The organism is Microcystis sp. M015S2 (assembly GCF_020245945.1).
Classification (GTDB): domain Bacteria; phylum Cyanobacteriota; class Cyanobacteriia; order Cyanobacteriales; family Microcystaceae; genus Microcystis.
The window spans coordinates 32506-47804 of sequence record NZ_JADBTX010000067.1 but is presented as its reverse complement, the minus strand read 5'-3'; the positions used below and the strand labels follow the sequence as shown (position 1 = coordinate 47804).

The 15299-nt window shown below is 42.1% G+C and carries 12 protein-coding genes and 2 pseudogenes; 6 read left to right on the top strand and 8 right to left on the bottom strand.

Features of this window, described 5'->3' with window-relative positions; translation table 11 throughout:
• Positions 1-58 precede the first annotated feature (58 nt).
• Complete coding sequence (locus tag IM473_RS13515; RefSeq protein WP_287656789.1) at positions 59-2227, top strand: lytic transglycosylase domain-containing protein; 2169 nt, start codon at positions 59-61, stop codon at positions 2225-2227.
• A gap of 55 nt (positions 2228-2282) precedes the next feature.
• A complete protein-coding gene (locus tag IM473_RS13510; RefSeq protein WP_287656788.1) occupies positions 2283-3113 on the top strand; it encodes an energy-coupling factor transporter transmembrane component T family protein in 831 nt (276 codons plus the stop codon).
• 9 nt (positions 3114-3122) lie between these two features.
• Here IM473_RS13510 and coaE read toward each other — a convergent pair whose 3' ends face one another.
• Both coaE and purC read right to left on the bottom strand, forming a co-directional pair.
• Complete coding sequence (gene coaE / locus IM473_RS13505) at positions 3123-3704, bottom strand: dephospho-CoA kinase (RefSeq protein ID WP_287656786.1); 582 nt, start codon at positions 3702-3704, stop codon at positions 3123-3125.
• A 61-nt stretch (positions 3705-3765) separates the two neighbouring features.
• Positions 3766-4491, bottom strand: a complete 726-nt coding sequence (purC, locus tag IM473_RS13500) for a phosphoribosylaminoimidazolesuccinocarboxamide synthase (RefSeq protein WP_002784616.1) — start codon at positions 4489-4491, stop codon at positions 3766-3768.
• Positions 4492-4828: 337 nt separating this feature from the next.
• Here purC and IM473_RS13495 point away from each other — a divergent pair, with 337 nt between their 5' ends.
• Complete coding sequence (locus IM473_RS13495) at positions 4829-5125, top strand: DUF7219 family protein (protein ID WP_002743720.1); 297 nt, start codon at positions 4829-4831, stop codon at positions 5123-5125.
• Positions 5126-5212: 87 nt separating this feature from the next.
• Here IM473_RS13495 and thrS read toward each other — a convergent pair whose 3' ends face one another.
• Positions 5213-7012, bottom strand: coding sequence for a threonine--tRNA ligase (gene thrS, locus IM473_RS13490; RefSeq protein ID WP_287656784.1), 1800 nt, complete (start codon positions 7010-7012; stop codon positions 5213-5215).
• A gap of 134 nt (positions 7013-7146) precedes the next feature.
• Here thrS and IM473_RS13485 point away from each other — a divergent pair, with 134 nt between their 5' ends.
• Positions 7147-8067, top strand: a complete 921-nt coding sequence (locus IM473_RS13485) for a metal ABC transporter solute-binding protein, Zn/Mn family (protein WP_287656782.1) — start codon at positions 7147-7149, stop codon at positions 8065-8067.
• A gap of 270 nt (positions 8068-8337) precedes the next feature.
• Here the strand turns inward: IM473_RS13485 and IM473_RS13480 are convergent, their stop codons facing one another.
• Positions 8338-9429, bottom strand: coding sequence for a CobW family GTP-binding protein (locus IM473_RS13480; RefSeq protein ID WP_287656781.1), 1092 nt, complete (start codon positions 9427-9429; stop codon positions 8338-8340).
• Between the two features lie 102 nt (positions 9430-9531).
• Positions 9532-9969, bottom strand: coding sequence for a DUF4079 domain-containing protein (locus IM473_RS13475; protein ID WP_045362843.1), 438 nt, complete (start codon positions 9967-9969; stop codon positions 9532-9534).
• Between the two features lie 88 nt (positions 9970-10057).
• Between IM473_RS13475 and IM473_RS13470 the strand changes: the two genes are divergently transcribed.
• Positions 10058-12610, top strand: coding sequence for a M1 family metallopeptidase (locus tag IM473_RS13470; RefSeq protein ID WP_287656811.1), 2553 nt, complete (start codon positions 10058-10060; stop codon positions 12608-12610).
• Between the two features lie 180 nt (positions 12611-12790).
• Here the strand turns inward: IM473_RS13470 and IM473_RS13465 are convergent.
• A pseudogene (locus IM473_RS13465) lies at positions 12791-13063 on the bottom strand (IS1-like element transposase); the annotation flags it as partial.
• 73 nt (positions 13064-13136) lie between these two features.
• Between IM473_RS13465 and IM473_RS13460 the strand changes: the two are divergent.
• A pseudogene (locus tag IM473_RS13460) lies at positions 13137-13418 on the top strand (IS5/IS1182 family transposase); the annotation flags it as partial.
• A 5-nt stretch (positions 13419-13423) separates the two neighbouring features.
• Here the strand turns inward: IM473_RS13460 and sixA are convergent.
• Both sixA and IM473_RS13450 read right to left on the bottom strand, forming a co-directional pair.
• On the bottom strand, positions 13424-13918 hold the full coding sequence (gene sixA / locus IM473_RS13455; RefSeq protein ID WP_287656780.1) for a phosphohistidine phosphatase SixA: 495 nt from the start codon (positions 13916-13918) through the stop codon (positions 13424-13426).
• 52 nt (positions 13919-13970) lie between these two features.
• The gene (locus tag IM473_RS13450; RefSeq protein WP_287656779.1) at positions 13971-15194 is read right to left on the bottom strand and encodes a DHH family phosphoesterase; all 1224 of its coding nucleotides are present in this window, start codon (positions 15192-15194) and stop codon (positions 13971-13973) included.
• Positions 15195-15299: the final 105 nt, after the last annotated feature.

Sequence of the window (15299 nt, the reverse complement as noted above, 5' to 3'; positions counted from 1 at the left end):
CAACCTGTCACCACGATCACTGATAATGTATGTTGAGTTACTGTCTTGAATTAAGGTAATGTTTAAGAAATTCCCCCCTCACACCCCGCTCATTCTTGGACTAGGTTCTGGGGTTGCGCTTTTTACTCTCACCAGTCTCTTTCTCTTTCACCCGAAAATTCTCGCTTGGCTCGATCGCAATAGTGCCTCGCTTCCTAGCCAAGATCCTAGCCGACCCTCTGCCGTGGTTGATAGCGTTTCCTTACCACAAACCGAGCGAGATGTCAAGTTAAAAGATGTTGCCGATGCCAATGCACCCTCTTTAGATCGTAGTCGCGCCCGCTATCTCCTGGCTATGGATTTATTGAGAAAATATGAAGGCGGTCCGGCTTTAAAACAATTAGAAGGCTTAGAAAAACAATATCCTGTCCTCGCTCCCCAGATTCTCCTCAAACAGGGACGCGCCCACGAATTAAGCAATGATAGTGAAAAAGCGCGAGAAATTTGGCAAAAATTAATTAAAACCTATCCCCAATCGCCCGTAGTGGCGGAAGCTTACTACTCTTTGGGCAAATACGACCCCAGTTATCATGAAAAATTGCTCAAGGAATACCCCCGACACCCGCGGACTTTGGCTTTAATTCGCCAACGTCTTCAAGAAAATCCCGATCAATTTCCCTTATGGTTGCAGTTAGCCAAGGCTAATCCTTTTGATCCTACCCTCAATCAAGCCCGCGATCGTTTGGTGAAAGACTACGCCGAGCAGTTAACTCCAGCGGATTGGGCAATGATTGGGGCGGGTTATTGGCAGTCGGGATTGTACGAAAAAGCCTATAAAGCCTACGCTAAAGCCACTCCTAGCCCCGAACAAGCCTATCGTTACGCCCGTGGGCTACAAATTGCCAAAAAACTGCCAGAAGCTCGCAGCGCTTACCAAAAATTAATTAAAACCTATCCCCAGGCCCCAGAAACCGGTTTAGGATTACTGCGACTCTCCCAAATTTCTCCTAACCGCGATGCTATAGCATATCTCGATCGCATTGTCAAGCAATTTCCCGATCGCGCTCCGGAAGCTTTGGAAGCGAAAGCCAAATTACTCAACTCAACTAATGCCCAGGCCGCTAGTCAAACATGGCAGACTTTATTAAATAAATACCCAAAATCCGACGAAGCCGCCGATTATCGCTGGTTAATGGCCCAAAGAGCCGCTAAATCCGGTGATTACGCCAAGGCGTGGCAGTGGGCGCAGCCAATTGCGGTTAATAATCCCGATAGTCAAACTGCTCCGAAAGCAGCCTTTTGGGTGGGAAAATGGGCGCAAAAACTCGGCAAAAACCAAGAAGCAAAACAAGCTTTTACCTACACTATTTCTCGTCATCCCCATTCCTATTATGCTTGGCGCTCGGCGGTTTTATTAGGTTGGGACGTGGGGGATTTTACCACTGTCCGCTCCTATAATCCTACCACCGTCAAACCCGCCACTCGTAACGATCCCCCCGCCGGTTCGGAAGCTTTCAAGGAATTATATCGAATTGGTGAAGATACGGACGCTTGGAATCTCTGGCAAGCAGAAATTGTCGATCCTTGGCATTTAACCGTTGACGAACAATTTAACCTCGGTTTATATAAACTCTCTCGCAATCAAAATTTAGAAGGAATTAACCTGATTTGGCGCTTGCGAGAAAGAGATACCCCGGAGGAAAAGAAAGCCTGGAAAGTCCTGCGACAAAATGATAAATACTGGCACGCTTTATTCCCTTTCCCCTACTACGATAGCATCCTGCAATGGTCAAAAGATAGACAATTAAATCCCCTGCTAGTGACAGCTTTAATCCGGCAAGAATCCCGCTTTGAAAAAGAAATTCGTTCTCCCGTGGGGGCAGTGGGATTAATGCAAATTATGCCCGATACGGGTAAATATATCGCAGGTAATACTGGTAATAAAAGTTATTCTTTAACTAATCCCGAAGATAACATTATGATGGGGACATGGTATCTCGATTATACCCACGGGAAATTCGCCGGAAATTCACTTTTTGCCGTGGCTAGTTATAACGCCGGACCTGGGGCAGTTTCCAAATGGAGACAGCGTTTCGATTTTAGCGATCACGATGAATTTGTCGAGAATATTCCCTTTAGAGAAACTAAGGGTTATATAGAATCGGTGTTTGGTAATTATTGGAATTATCTCCAGATTTATAACCCCGAAATTCAAGAGCAAATGAACAGAATTGCTAACCCTTCCTAGGGAATTGATGGGGATGGGTAATTAACTCATTCCCTTACTAACTTTTTTCTTGATTATGCAATCATTTAACTGGCAAACCGTCGATCGAGATTCTCCTTTTACTCGCCTAGATTTTCGGACAAAATTAACCATGATGATCGTGGTTACTCTCATCGCTTTTACCTGGGAAAGTCCCCTCGCTGGCGGTTTACTAACTCTTATTGTCGCTTTAGCTTGTCTCTGGGCGGGGGTAAAATGGTCTTATCTCCTCACCATTTTTAAATTCATGGCTCCTTTTTATCTATTCTTATTAATTACCATGGGATTTTTTAATGTGGAACAGGTAAAAACTTTAACGGGAAAACCTGAATTAACTCCCTTATTAACTGTCGGTTCTGCTCAAATGACTGTCGAGGGAACCCTCTACGGTTTAAATGTGATCTTTAAAACTCTCACCATGGTTTTAATTATTCCCCTCGCTATTTTTACCACTGATATAAATCAGATGATGGTGAGTTTAACTAAAGCCAGAATTCCCTACAAAATAGTCTTTATCTTTTCCTCTACCCTGCGCTTATTTCCTCTCCTAGTAGAAGAATCCCGATCAATTATTTCTGCTCAAAGATTACGAGGATTAGCAATAGAAAAAATGGGTTGGTTACAAAAAGGAAAAATTTACGCTTCTATCGCTGTACCTTTAATTTTAAACGCTATGGCTAAATCGCAAAAATTAGAGGTAGTTCTACAAGCTAAAGCTTTCTCTGGTGATCCCGATCGCACATTTTTACAGGAATCAATCTTAACCAATAAAGACTATTTATTAATTATTGGCTTTCTATTTTTATTGGTTTTGGCAATTATTCTCTATGTAAAATTCGGGGTGGGAAAATTTGCCTGGTTGTTTTAAAATTAATCCCTATTGTATAGCTCGATCAATCTGGGTATATAAGGCTTCTAAATCCCCGGAATTGTCTAAAACAATATCAGCTAAGGCAATTTTTTCGGCTAAAGGCATTTGATTATTAATCCGAGCGATCGCTTGTTCCCTAGTTAAGTTATTTCTAGTCATTAAGCGTTGAATTTGTTGCTCGAAACCGCAAGAAACCACCCAAATCTCTGTGACTAAATGGGTTAGTTTGGCTTCCAATAATAAAGGAACAGAAAAAACAACTATCGGGGCTTCTAACTGCTCTAAATGCCGCTTAAAACATTCTCTAACGTAGGGATGAATCTGACTTTCTAACCAGATTTTTTCCTCGGGATTATTAAAAATAATCTCTCCTAACTGTTGGCGATTAAGGGAATTATCCTCAGTTTTAACTTTTCTGCCATAACGCTGAAAAATTCTCTCTAAAATTGCCGAACCTTTTTCCACTGCTTCCCGGGCATAAATATCCGCATCAAGGACAGGAATTTTGTAGATATTTTCTAAATAATTGGAAACCGTGGATTTACCACAAGCTATTCCCCCTGTTAACCCGATAATTCTTCTTGACATAAATTATTAAATTGCTAATCTCAATTAAGGTGCGTTACGCGCTCGCTAACACACCCTAAAGTTATAAACTCTCTATCTGTTGTAAAACTCTTGCTTGTACTTGTTGATAGGCAGTTTCCACATCTCCTAAATCGCGACGAAAACGATCCTTATCGAGAATGCGCGCTTGAGCATCCTCTTGGGTTTTATCCCAGAGACGACAGGTATCGGGGCTAATTTCATCACCTAGATAAATTTTGCCCGTTTTATCAACTCCAAATTCTAACTTGAAATCGACGAGAATAATCTGGCACTTATCGAAAAATTCTTGCAGATATTGATTGATTTGCAGGGCTAAATCTCGTAACTGATTGACTTGCTCCTCGCTGGCAATATCGATCACTTTTATGCGATCGGGCGTTAACAAAGGATCGCCCAAAGCGTCATCCTTGAGGTAAAATTCTACAAGAGGAAAAGGTAAAACTTTCCCCTCCTTTAATCCCGTTTGCTTGCACAAACTCCCGGCGGCAATATTTCTGACTACTACCTCCAAGGGAATGATTTTAATCGCCTTGACGCGCATTTCCCTAGAACTAGGGCGATCAATATAATGGGTAGGTATTCCTAGGGATTCTAACCATTGAAATAGGGCAGTGGAGACAGTACAGTTAATTTCCCCTTTGCCGACAATTTGCCCGCGTTTTTGGGCATTAAAAGCCGTGGCATCGTCTTTGTAATAAGTGAGGAGAATATCAGGATCATCGGTTTGATAGAGAATTTTGGCCTTACCTTCATAGAGTTTTTCCATAGTTATCATCCTCGGCAATTGATAAACAAAAATCGATGGTTAATCAGATAGCGGCAGCAGTAAATTTTGGCGATCAACTTAGACAAAAAATTTATATCATCGGGGAGATGATTGTTGAAAAAAATAATGTATAATTGCTGCTTAAAGATAACTGTCAACATTTTGCGACCGAATCTTAACCTATAGCCAAAAAGTGTCACGATCCCCAGGGTCAACTTTTGGCGAATCGGCCCAGTTTTTACTTAAATCCCCAATGATAGCCAACAACTGATATTATCTCCCATTCCCATTACCGAAAAATCTAAAGAAATTCCGCAAAATTACCCGCCGTCGCCCTATGAATCAGAATCCTCCTAACGATGATAACCCAAATCTCCCCGATCGCCGCAAGGAGGATTTTCTCTATCCTCGCGCCCCCTACTATGGAGAATTTAAGCCGGAGAATTTGCTATTTAACGCCAATTTACAGGAATTTGCCCAAAAAGTCAGTTTTATTTGTAATCTGGAAACGGGGGGCAAAATCAGTTCTCTAGAAGCCTATCAAAAAATTAAAGCCCTCTGGAAAGACTTAAAACAGAGCAAAAAAGGCCTAGGCATTGGGGAAAATCCCTTTCAAAAAGATGATGATACCTAAAGGATAATCAGGAAAAATCTCCTCGCTTTATCAAAAATACTGGGACAGAAATATTTTCTGTCCCCATAGAATTAGATAAGCAAACGCTTAAAAATTACCATGATTTTGGATGGCACTTTCTAATTTTGCCACCACTTCCTCGACGCTAATTACTCCTAAATCGCCCGTGGCACGGGTGCGAATACTTAAACTATTAGTTTCCATTTCCTTTGCCCCCACCACTGCCATCACAGGGATTTTTTCAGTTTCAGCATTGCGAATCATTTTAGCCAAACGTTCGCCACTGGTATCGGTTTCGGCGCGAATTCCTAACAACTGCATTTTCGCTGTCACCTCTTTAGCGTAATCCAATTGAGTATCACTAACCGGTAATAATCGTATCTGGACAGGGGCTAACCAAAGAGGAAAATCGCCTGCGTATTCTTCGATTAAAATACCGATTAAACGTTCCAAAGAACCAAAAGGTGCGCGATGAATCATCACCGGACGTTTACGATTACCATCTTCGGCAACGTATTCTAATTCAAAACGTTCGGGTAAATTATAATCTACCTGTACCGTTCCTAACTGCCATTCTCTTTCGAGGGCATCTTGGAAAATAAAGTCTAATTTTGGACCATAAAAAGCCGCTTCTCCGGGGGCTTCAAAATAATCCATCCCCAAAGTTTGCACCGCTTTTCTAATCGCTGATTCTGCCTTTTCCCAAGCTTCATCGGAACCGATATACTTATCCGATTCGGGGTCACGAAAACTCAATCGCGCCTTAAAATTCTTTAATTGTAAACTCTTAAACACCGTCAAAATTAAATCAACAACGCTTAAAAATTCCTTGTCTAATTGTTCGGGAGTGACAAACAAATGGGAATCATCCACGGTAAAACCGCGAACTCTAGTTAACCCTCCCAATTCTCCCGATTGTTCGTAACGATAAACTGTCCCGAATTCCGCCAAACGCATCGGCAATTCCCGATAGGATCTCAAATCACTTTTATAGATTTGAATATGAAAAGGACAGTTCATCGGTTTAAGCACAAATCCTATTTCCTTACTAGCAGATTCCTCATCGTCTGCCATCATGGGAAACATATCTTCTTTGTACTTTTGCCAGTGACCGGAAATTTTAAACAAATCGACGCGAGCAATATGGGGAGTAACTACGGGTAAATAACCGCGTTTTAACTGTTCTTTTTTGAGAAAATCTTCTAACAAAGAACGAATTAAAGTTCCTTTGGGGGTCCATAAAGGCAACCCCGGCCCGACAGAATCAGAGAAAATAAATAAACCTAATTCTTTGCCTAATTTCCGATGGTCCCGTTTCAGTGCTTCTTGTTTGCGGCGCTTGTATTCGGCTAATTGTTGGGGATTTTCCCAAGCTGTGCCGTAAATGCGCTGTAATTGGGCTTTATTCTCATCCCCACGCCAATAAGCACCCGCTACCGTCTCTAATTCGATCGCTTTTGGGTTTAGTTCAATTGTATTATCTAGGTGCGGACCGGCGCACAAATCCCACCAAGCGTCACCAAGATGATAAAGGGTGATGGGTTCTTGAATTCCCGCCAGAATTTCCAGCTTATAGACCTCATTAATCGCTTTAATGCGCTTTTCCGCCTCTTCCCGAGAAACTTGCTCGCGAATCACCGGCAGTTTTTTATTGATAATTTTGACCATCTCTTTTTTGATGTCCTTGAGATCCTTATCGGTAAAAGGTTCCGGCACATCAAAATCGTAGTAAAATCCGGTTTCAGTCCAAGGCCCGATAGTAACTTGGGCTTTCGGGAATAATTTCTGCACCGCCATCGCCATCACATGGGAGGTGGTGTGACGAATTCGCTTGAGGTGGTCGGATTCGCTGGTTTTCGGTAGTTTAATCGGGGCTTGGTTATCCATATCTCTTGAATTTACACCTTCTCTGTTCTCTATTTTAATAGTAAAAGGAGTCTTTAGTCAGGAAAAAAATCAAGATAGATATCAATGCCATTTCCCCCCATCTCTAACCTCTAAACCCTCATCTCTATTTCCCGATGAAAAAACTAATTTTATCCTGTTTATTTTTGGGATTGGTTGCTTGTCATGCCTCGGTTAATACCACCGATAACCAAAAACCAAAGGTAATCTCCACTAGCACAATTATCGCCGATTTAACCGCACGAGTGGGCGGTGAAGAAATTGACCATCAAGACATTTTAAAACCGGGGGATGATCCTCACGTTTATGAACCAGTTCCCGCCGATAGCGTCGCTTTAGAAAAAGCTGATTTAATTCTCTATAACGGTTATAATCTCGAACCGGGGTTAATTAAAATGATCAATTCTACGGCAGTTAAAGCTAAAAAAGTGGCTGTGGGAGAAGCCATTACACCTTTACAACTGGAAAAAGAGGGGCAGAAAGTACCCGATCCCCATGTTTGGGGTTCGGCTAAAAATGGGATAATCATGGTGGAGAAAATCCGAGATCAATTGATGGAATTAAGTCCCGAAGATAAAGAGATTTTTACTGAAAATGCCGCCCAATTAATCAGGGAATTAGAAAATCTTGATCGCTGGATTACTGCTGCTATTAAAACTATCCCCCCTTCCCAAAGGCAATTAGTCACCACTCATGACGCTTTTCAGTATTATGCTCATGCCTATGGTTTAAAAGTTGCAGGAACTTTAATTGGCATTAGTACCGAAGAACAACCTAGCGCCCAAACGGTGAAAAATCTAGCCGATGCTATTAAAAATCTCCAGGTTGCTGCTATCTTTGCCGAGACCACTATTAATCCCGCTTTAATTACCACGGTAGCGGAAGAAGCGGGGGTGAAATTAGCACCACAACAATTATATTCTGATTCGATCGGCGCGGTGGGTACTAGAGGGGATAGTTATGTAAAAATGCTCAGGGAAAATACTCGCTCGATCGTGGAATCTTTAGGAGGAAAAGTACCTCAAGAAGGTCAATAGACCTCTTGTAAAAATCAAAAAATTGTCCTTAGAGTCAGGAGTTAGGAAGGCAGAAATACCGACAATCAGCAATTATCGGTGACTTTTAGATGATGACAAATGGATCAGCAGCTGCCTGTAAGCATCCCACCGAAAAGCTAATGCGCGGGGGGTTTGGGGGGTAGAACCCCCCAAAAGCTTGGATTGAGGGAAAAAATCGAAAGTAATGCCCGACTTTAGCAGAGAGTTTCCCCTTAAAAATCCCAACTTAGTAGATTTACAAAGCGGGGTTTATTTCCCAAATCCTTTACCGCGATTGACAGCAGGTAAACTGAGACAATTGTTAATCTGTTCTTTTAGGGTTTCATGATCGAGATTTTGACCGATAAGAACTAGCTGATTTTTCGGACTACCTTTCCATTCGTCATCTTCGAGAGTGAAACGTTTACCACTGAGGTGGAAAATATGACGTTTAGGACTTTCATCAAACCAGAGAATACCCTTAGCGCGGAAAACGCTTTCCGGTAACTGATTATCGAGGAAATATTGGAACTTCCGAATCGAAAAAGGTTGGTCACTAGCAAAGGAAATAGAAGTAAATCCATCCACCTCTAAATGATTGGAATGGTCGTGATGATCATGATCGTGATCGTGGTGGTGATCATGATCGCAATGGTCGTGATCGTGGTCGTGGTGATCATGGTCGTGGTGTTCTTCTTCTGTGTCGAAATATTTATCCGATTCAAATAGTCCGACGCTGAGAATTAAGGGTAAAGGAATCTGACTTTTGCTAGTACGAAGAATTCTCGCTCCTTCCTTCATGTCCCGGATTCTTATTTCTAAAGAATCCACATCCGCTTCATCCACTAGATCGGTTTTATTGAGAACAATAATATCACCGTAGGTGATTTGACTTAAGGCCGCTTGCGAGTTGAATAAATCGAGACTGAAATTGGCACAATCCACCATAGTGACAATGGAATCTAAACGGGTCATTTCCCTTAATTCCGTCCCTAAAAAGGTTAAAGCTACCGGTAAAGGATCGGCTAATCCCGTGGTTTCTACGACTAAATAATCGATTTTTTCGGGACGTTCGAGAACTTTATAAACCGCTTGAATTAAATCCTCGTTAATTGTGCAGCAAATACAGCCATTATTTAATTCTACCATGCTGTCATCACTGCTGATAATCAGTTCATTATCGATACCGATTTCACCGAATTCATTGACAAGAACAGCAGTTTTTAATCCCTGTTGATTGCTGAGAATATGATTGAGGAGAGTAGTCTTACCACTACCAAGAAACCCAGTAATAATTGTTACTGGAAGACCTTTTTTTGGCACTGACATCGTGTTAATAGCTTCTGATTCGACGGTTTGCATAATGATTTGGGGGTGAGTATTCTGTCACTAAAAAGCGATTTTTCGGGATGAGATAGCTAGTTTTTCTCGATCAAACAGTCTCCACTCGATCGCCGACTATTTTTATTGTAGATATTTTTGGACCACATCCCATCCTGTTAGGGTAACAAAAAGAAAACCCAGAAACAATAAAAGATTAGTGCCGATGTGGAGAGACCGCGCTAGAGGTGGACGAGTTGTAATGTTCAGGCCGCTAATTGCCGAAACAAAAACCAGAAAAACCACCGATAAACCCGCTATCAGGTGGGAAGAGTGGCCTAAACTGCCATAATGACCGATTGTTCCCACTAATCCGATTCCCAGCAGAATTAAGACCAAAGCAACCATGATCAGGCCGCTGAGGAGATGAAAGGGTCTTAACCATTTCGGTCGAGATTGGCCCGCGAGTCGTCGATAACCCATGTTTACCCCCGAAACCGCTAGTAAAAAATAGGCAAAGAGGGTAAATCCCATCGACCAAGCGGCAATTTTCCATAACCAGAGAAAGGAAGGGAGATTCATAGGGGGGGGATTATTGTTAGCAAGGAAAGGGACGACCGATCGTGTTAATTTAAGTTTACCGGAGAAAAATCAGCAAGTTAGGGCTAATATGTCTCATCTCACCATCGACACGGAAAATAATCAGCGTCAACCCTTTGAGTTACCCGGGGCTAAACCCCATTATAACCCCGATCGACCCGGACAAGTTAATCATATTTTTCTCGATTTAAGTATTGATATTCCCCGACAAAGTTTTCAGGGCAGCTGTCAGATTACCCTCACCCCCATTCGTCAGGGAATTAGCAGTTTAACTCTGGACGCGGTGGATTTAAATATTAATTCTGTGTTCATTGAAGGTATCAGTCAACCCTTTGACTATGATCGGTCTCTCCTGACTATTGATCTGCTACAACCCACTACCGATAAACCGATTATCCTCACGATTAACTATGAGGTTAAGCAACCACAACGGGGATTATATTTTATCGGCCCCGATGAATATTATCCCGATAAACCGATTCAAATTTGGACCCAAGGAGAAGATGAAGATTCTCGCTTTTGGTTTCCCTGTTTTGATTACCCCGGTCAATTAGCTACCTCCGAAATTCGGGTTAAAATTCCCCAACCCTATATCGCTATTTCTAACGGGGAATTAATCTCGGTGGCAACCGTTGGTGAAGACAGAATTTATCACTGGTCACAAAAGCAAATTCATCCCACCTATTTAATGACTCTTGCGGTGGGAGATTTTGCCGAATTATGCGACTCATGGAATGGTGTTCCTGTCACTTATTATGTGGAAAAAGGACGGGAAGAAGAGGGCCAAAGAAGTATGGGTAAAACTCCCCGCATGATCGAGTTTTTTAGCCAAAAGTTTGGTTATCCCTATCCCTATCCCAAATACGCGCAAGTTTGTGTAGATGATTTTATTTTTGGTGGGATGGAAAATACCTCCACCACAATTTTAACCGATCGCTGTTTAATTGATCAAAGAGCCAGCATTGATCATACTTGGACAGAAAGCTTAGTTGCCCATGAATTAGCTCATCAATGGTTCGGTGATTTAGTGGTAATTAAACACTGGTCTCACGCTTGGATTAAAGAGGGAATGGCTTCCTATTCTGAGGTTTTATGGACAGAATCGGAATACGGAAAAGCAGCTGCTAGTTATTATTTATTAGGGGAAGCAAGAAGTTATTTAGAAGAAGATACTTCCCGCTATCGTCGTCCGATTGTTACTCATGTTTATCGAGAAGCGATCGAACTTTATGATCGTCATCTCTACGAAAAAGGTGCTTGTGTTTATCACATGATCCGCTCTATTTTAGGGGAAGATTTATTCGGAAAAGCGATTCATACTTTTGTTCGGGATAATGCCCATAAAACCGTGGAAACTGTGGACTTATTACGGGCGATCGAAAAAGCGACTGGGTACAATTTATTATTCCTCTTTGATCAGTACGTTTATCGCGGTGGTCATCCCGATTATAAGGTGGCCTACAGTTGGGACAATGAGAATAATTTAGCCCAATTAACTGTCACCCAAACCCAGGACGAAAAGGAACTATTCGACTTGAAAATTCCCGTCGCTTTTGCCTATCTCAACTCTGAAGATCTTACCTACAATCTGCGGATTCACCAAAAAGAACAAACTTTCTATTTTCCCCTAGCACAAAAGCCCGATTTTGTCAAGTTTGATCGGGGTAATAATTTCCTCAAAACCGTCACTCTTGAGTATCCCATCGGTGAATTAAAAGCGCAATTACAACAGGATCCCGACCCGATTTCCCGTATCTATGCAGCGACGGCCATTGCTAAAAAAGGCGGTTTAGAAGCGATCGAAGCTTTAGGGACATCCCTAGAAAATGATCCTTTTTGGGGTGTGCGTGTGGAGGTGGCCAAACAGTTAGCAACTATCGGTTTAGATCAGGCAGTTACTGCTTTAATTAAAGGTTTAAACGATGAAAAAGCACAAGTACGTCGGGCAATTGTCGAGGGATTAAGTGAAATTAAAACCTTAGATAGTTATAACGCGCTTAAATCCCGATTAGAAGCCGGAGATGCTAGTTATTATGTGGAAGCGGCCACAGCGCGAGGATTAGGCTCTATGGCCGTGGGACAATTGCAAAATAAAGAAGGGGAAATTATTGACCTACTCAATCACATTTTACATTCAAGAAAGGGGTGGAATGAGGTAGTAAGAGCGGGCGCAATTGGGGGTTTAAGCCAGTTAAAAACCTCGCCAGCGGCTTTGGAGTCAATTTTGACCTACACGGCTTTAGGCACGCCTCAACCCCTGAGATTAGGAGCCATCCGCGCCCTAGGAGCGATTTCTTCCGGACAAACCACGGATAAATTAACCGTAATTTTGGAACGTTTAGAAACTATTGCCAAGGAAACTTTTTTCTTGACGCAAGTGGCAGTGTGTAACGCTTTAGGACAGATAGAAAATGCCAAAGCTATCGTTATTTTACAAGCTTTGAGCGATCGAACTCCCGATGGTCGCGTGCGTCGTGTAGCGGAGGAAGCAGTACAAAAAGTCCAGAAAAAATTAGGTTCCGAGAAGGCAATTCAGGAAATTCGCGAGGAATTAGAAAAAATGAAACAGGAAAATCAGGAACTTAAAAGTCGTTTGACCAAATTAGAGGCGAAAAATAGTTAGTTAACCTGAGTTATCAGTTATCAGTCAATATAAACACCGAATTTTGATTGGAACACTTTAGCGAAAAAAGCCAAAAATGAGGCCTTCAAGGTTTCAATCCCTATTTTCTACTTTGTAGTTAATTCATGAATTGTGGAACAGAAAGCGGGTTTCTGGTAAATAGCTAAATTAAAGCTCATACCATCCAAGAATTCCATCTCGAAAGTGGTTAACAGCCGTCCCTATCCAGATTTTGTTCTTTTTTTTACCAACAAAGTTCTCTAATTCATCTAGTTCTCCCACTTCTGGAATCGTTTCTGGATTATAGGAATCAGGCAGCAGTTTTCCCACTTGTTTGACCCAATCCATAATGGTTGTTCGTGAGACTCCTGTCACTCTCTCAATGCCTCGAAATCCCATGCTATTTACATACATTTTCAGACAGGTCCGCTTAACATCATCGCTATAGCCCTTGGTTTCATAGTGAAGAAAGGCACTCATGCAAAAGGCAAGAGGTGGTTAGATATGTGTAATTAATTTTGCTTAGGTACTTAGGATCGTAAATAAGACGGAAAAAATGCTTTGACAATCAGGAAACTTCTGTTTAAAAGGAAAAAAAGCTCTACTAAATCAGGCAGAGATACCGGTCGTAACGGTAATGGATGTAAAGGAAACTCCCATTGAACGCCCCCAAAAGAAACAGCAAGATTTTTTTGGTGGTAAAAGAGGTTATCATACTTTAAAATCCCAATTAGTAGCTGCTCAAAATACCGAGGAAATTATCTGTGTCTTTTGTGGGAAAGGCAGCGGTCATGATTTTAGTTTATTTAATTCCTAGAGGAGTAATTTCGGGGCTGTCAACCAGAATAACTCACACTTGCCTAGGGGATTTTGTTGATTGGGAACCTCTAGACCAATTATTCCCGCTTTTTTGACCGATAATTTTCCTTGAAACTTGCCCCAAACTAGCATTTCCGTCCAATAGCCTAAATCCGGTTCGTGGCCCACCAGTGCGAGCGCGTTTTCCTCTCGCTGATAGTCCGACTTTTGCCACCACTGCACCCAATCTTGAAGATTGCCGTTGGGTGATAGGGGATTAAATTGCTCAATTTTACGGCTTAAACCCGCTTTTTGCAAAATTTCGGCGGTTTGCACGGCACGCACCAGGGGAGAGGTCAAAATTAGGTCAAATTTCACCCCCAACTGTCCTAATCTTTGGGCAACTTTAGCAGTTTTGGCCCTACCTTCCTCGGTTAAAGGACGTTCCCTATCGTTGAGATAATCCCCCGATTGTCCTGCTAATCCATGACGCACAAAATAAAGTTTCATATCAGTGTCGGGTCGGTCTTGGTGATGATAATAAATAGCTGAGATTTAATACCTAGGTGCGAATTACCTTTTCATCGGGGTTAACTAGATGGGAAAGTTTCTGTTTAATTTGGGTGTCATACAGTTCCCACTTGAGTTTTGCGTATTCGGCATTATTATTAAAACCACCGAGAAAACCGATAGGAATTTCAAAACCTCCGGCCATATAACGACCACCACCAAAAAAGCGACCTTGGTTATCCTGTCCGAAAGCTTCCTTGAGAAATTCATCGGGATCTAGGGTAATTTTGCTGGTACGCATAGAACCAATGACTAACTCGATATCCTCATCTTCATCGTGAACGATACCATAAACTAAAGCCGTGTGAACATTTTCTTCTGTCACCAAAAAATCGGCAGCCTGGGGAATCGCATCTCGGTCATCATAACGCAAATAACCGACCCCGGCGATCGAATAATTATTTTTAATAATACGGTTTTTCAGGGCCCGTTCAATCACATCCATCACCCGTCGGGATCTGGCCGATTGCAGGACAGCGTTTAATAATTGAGCATCGTAGAAACGACTGAGATAACCAGCAGCGATAAATTCACACTCTTGCGCTTGCATTAAATTATTCGTATCCGATCGCAATCCGTGCATCAAAGCTGTGGCACACTTAACATGGACGGTATCGCTAGTATTAAAACTTATTAACCCTTTTTGGATATATTGGGTTAATATCGTCGCTGTTGCCCGGATTTGGGGACGAATATCGACAAATTCCGCCTCTAGCTCCCCTTGGCGAGTATGATGATCAATCACGACAATAATGGGAATTTTTGCCTGTTTAACCAGAGTGGTTAACTGACTATTGGTTCCCTGACCATCGACAAAAACACAACCCTGATAAACCGAAAGATCTCTATCCTTGAGGGTATGGACTCCCCAACGTTTAGCCGGTAAACCCGTTAGTTTTACCAAAGCGACATTTTCCTGATGGGAGAGAGTACCCGCATAGACTATATCACAGTGAATATCGTACTGTTCGGCGATAATTTGATAGGCCCAGGCACTAGAAAGAGCATCGGGATCTGGGAAATCCTGCATCACCACAATTTGATTTTCGCCACGATGATTTTCCAAAGTACGTCGCAGGCGATCGATCAGGGAAATAAGTAGGGTATCATTACTAACCGTGACTGGAGGAAGGGGACATACTGCCGGTGCTTCCCCTACCACTACATCGGTTTCGAGGGACTTGGCAGGAACTAGACTCAGTAATTCAGCCATCATTTTTAGAAAAGTTTGCTTAAAGGTAGATTCAGTCAGGATTTTTTGAGTTAATTAATTCTAGACGATATTCTCGCTTGATCGGTTCATCTCAAATATTAAGCTTTT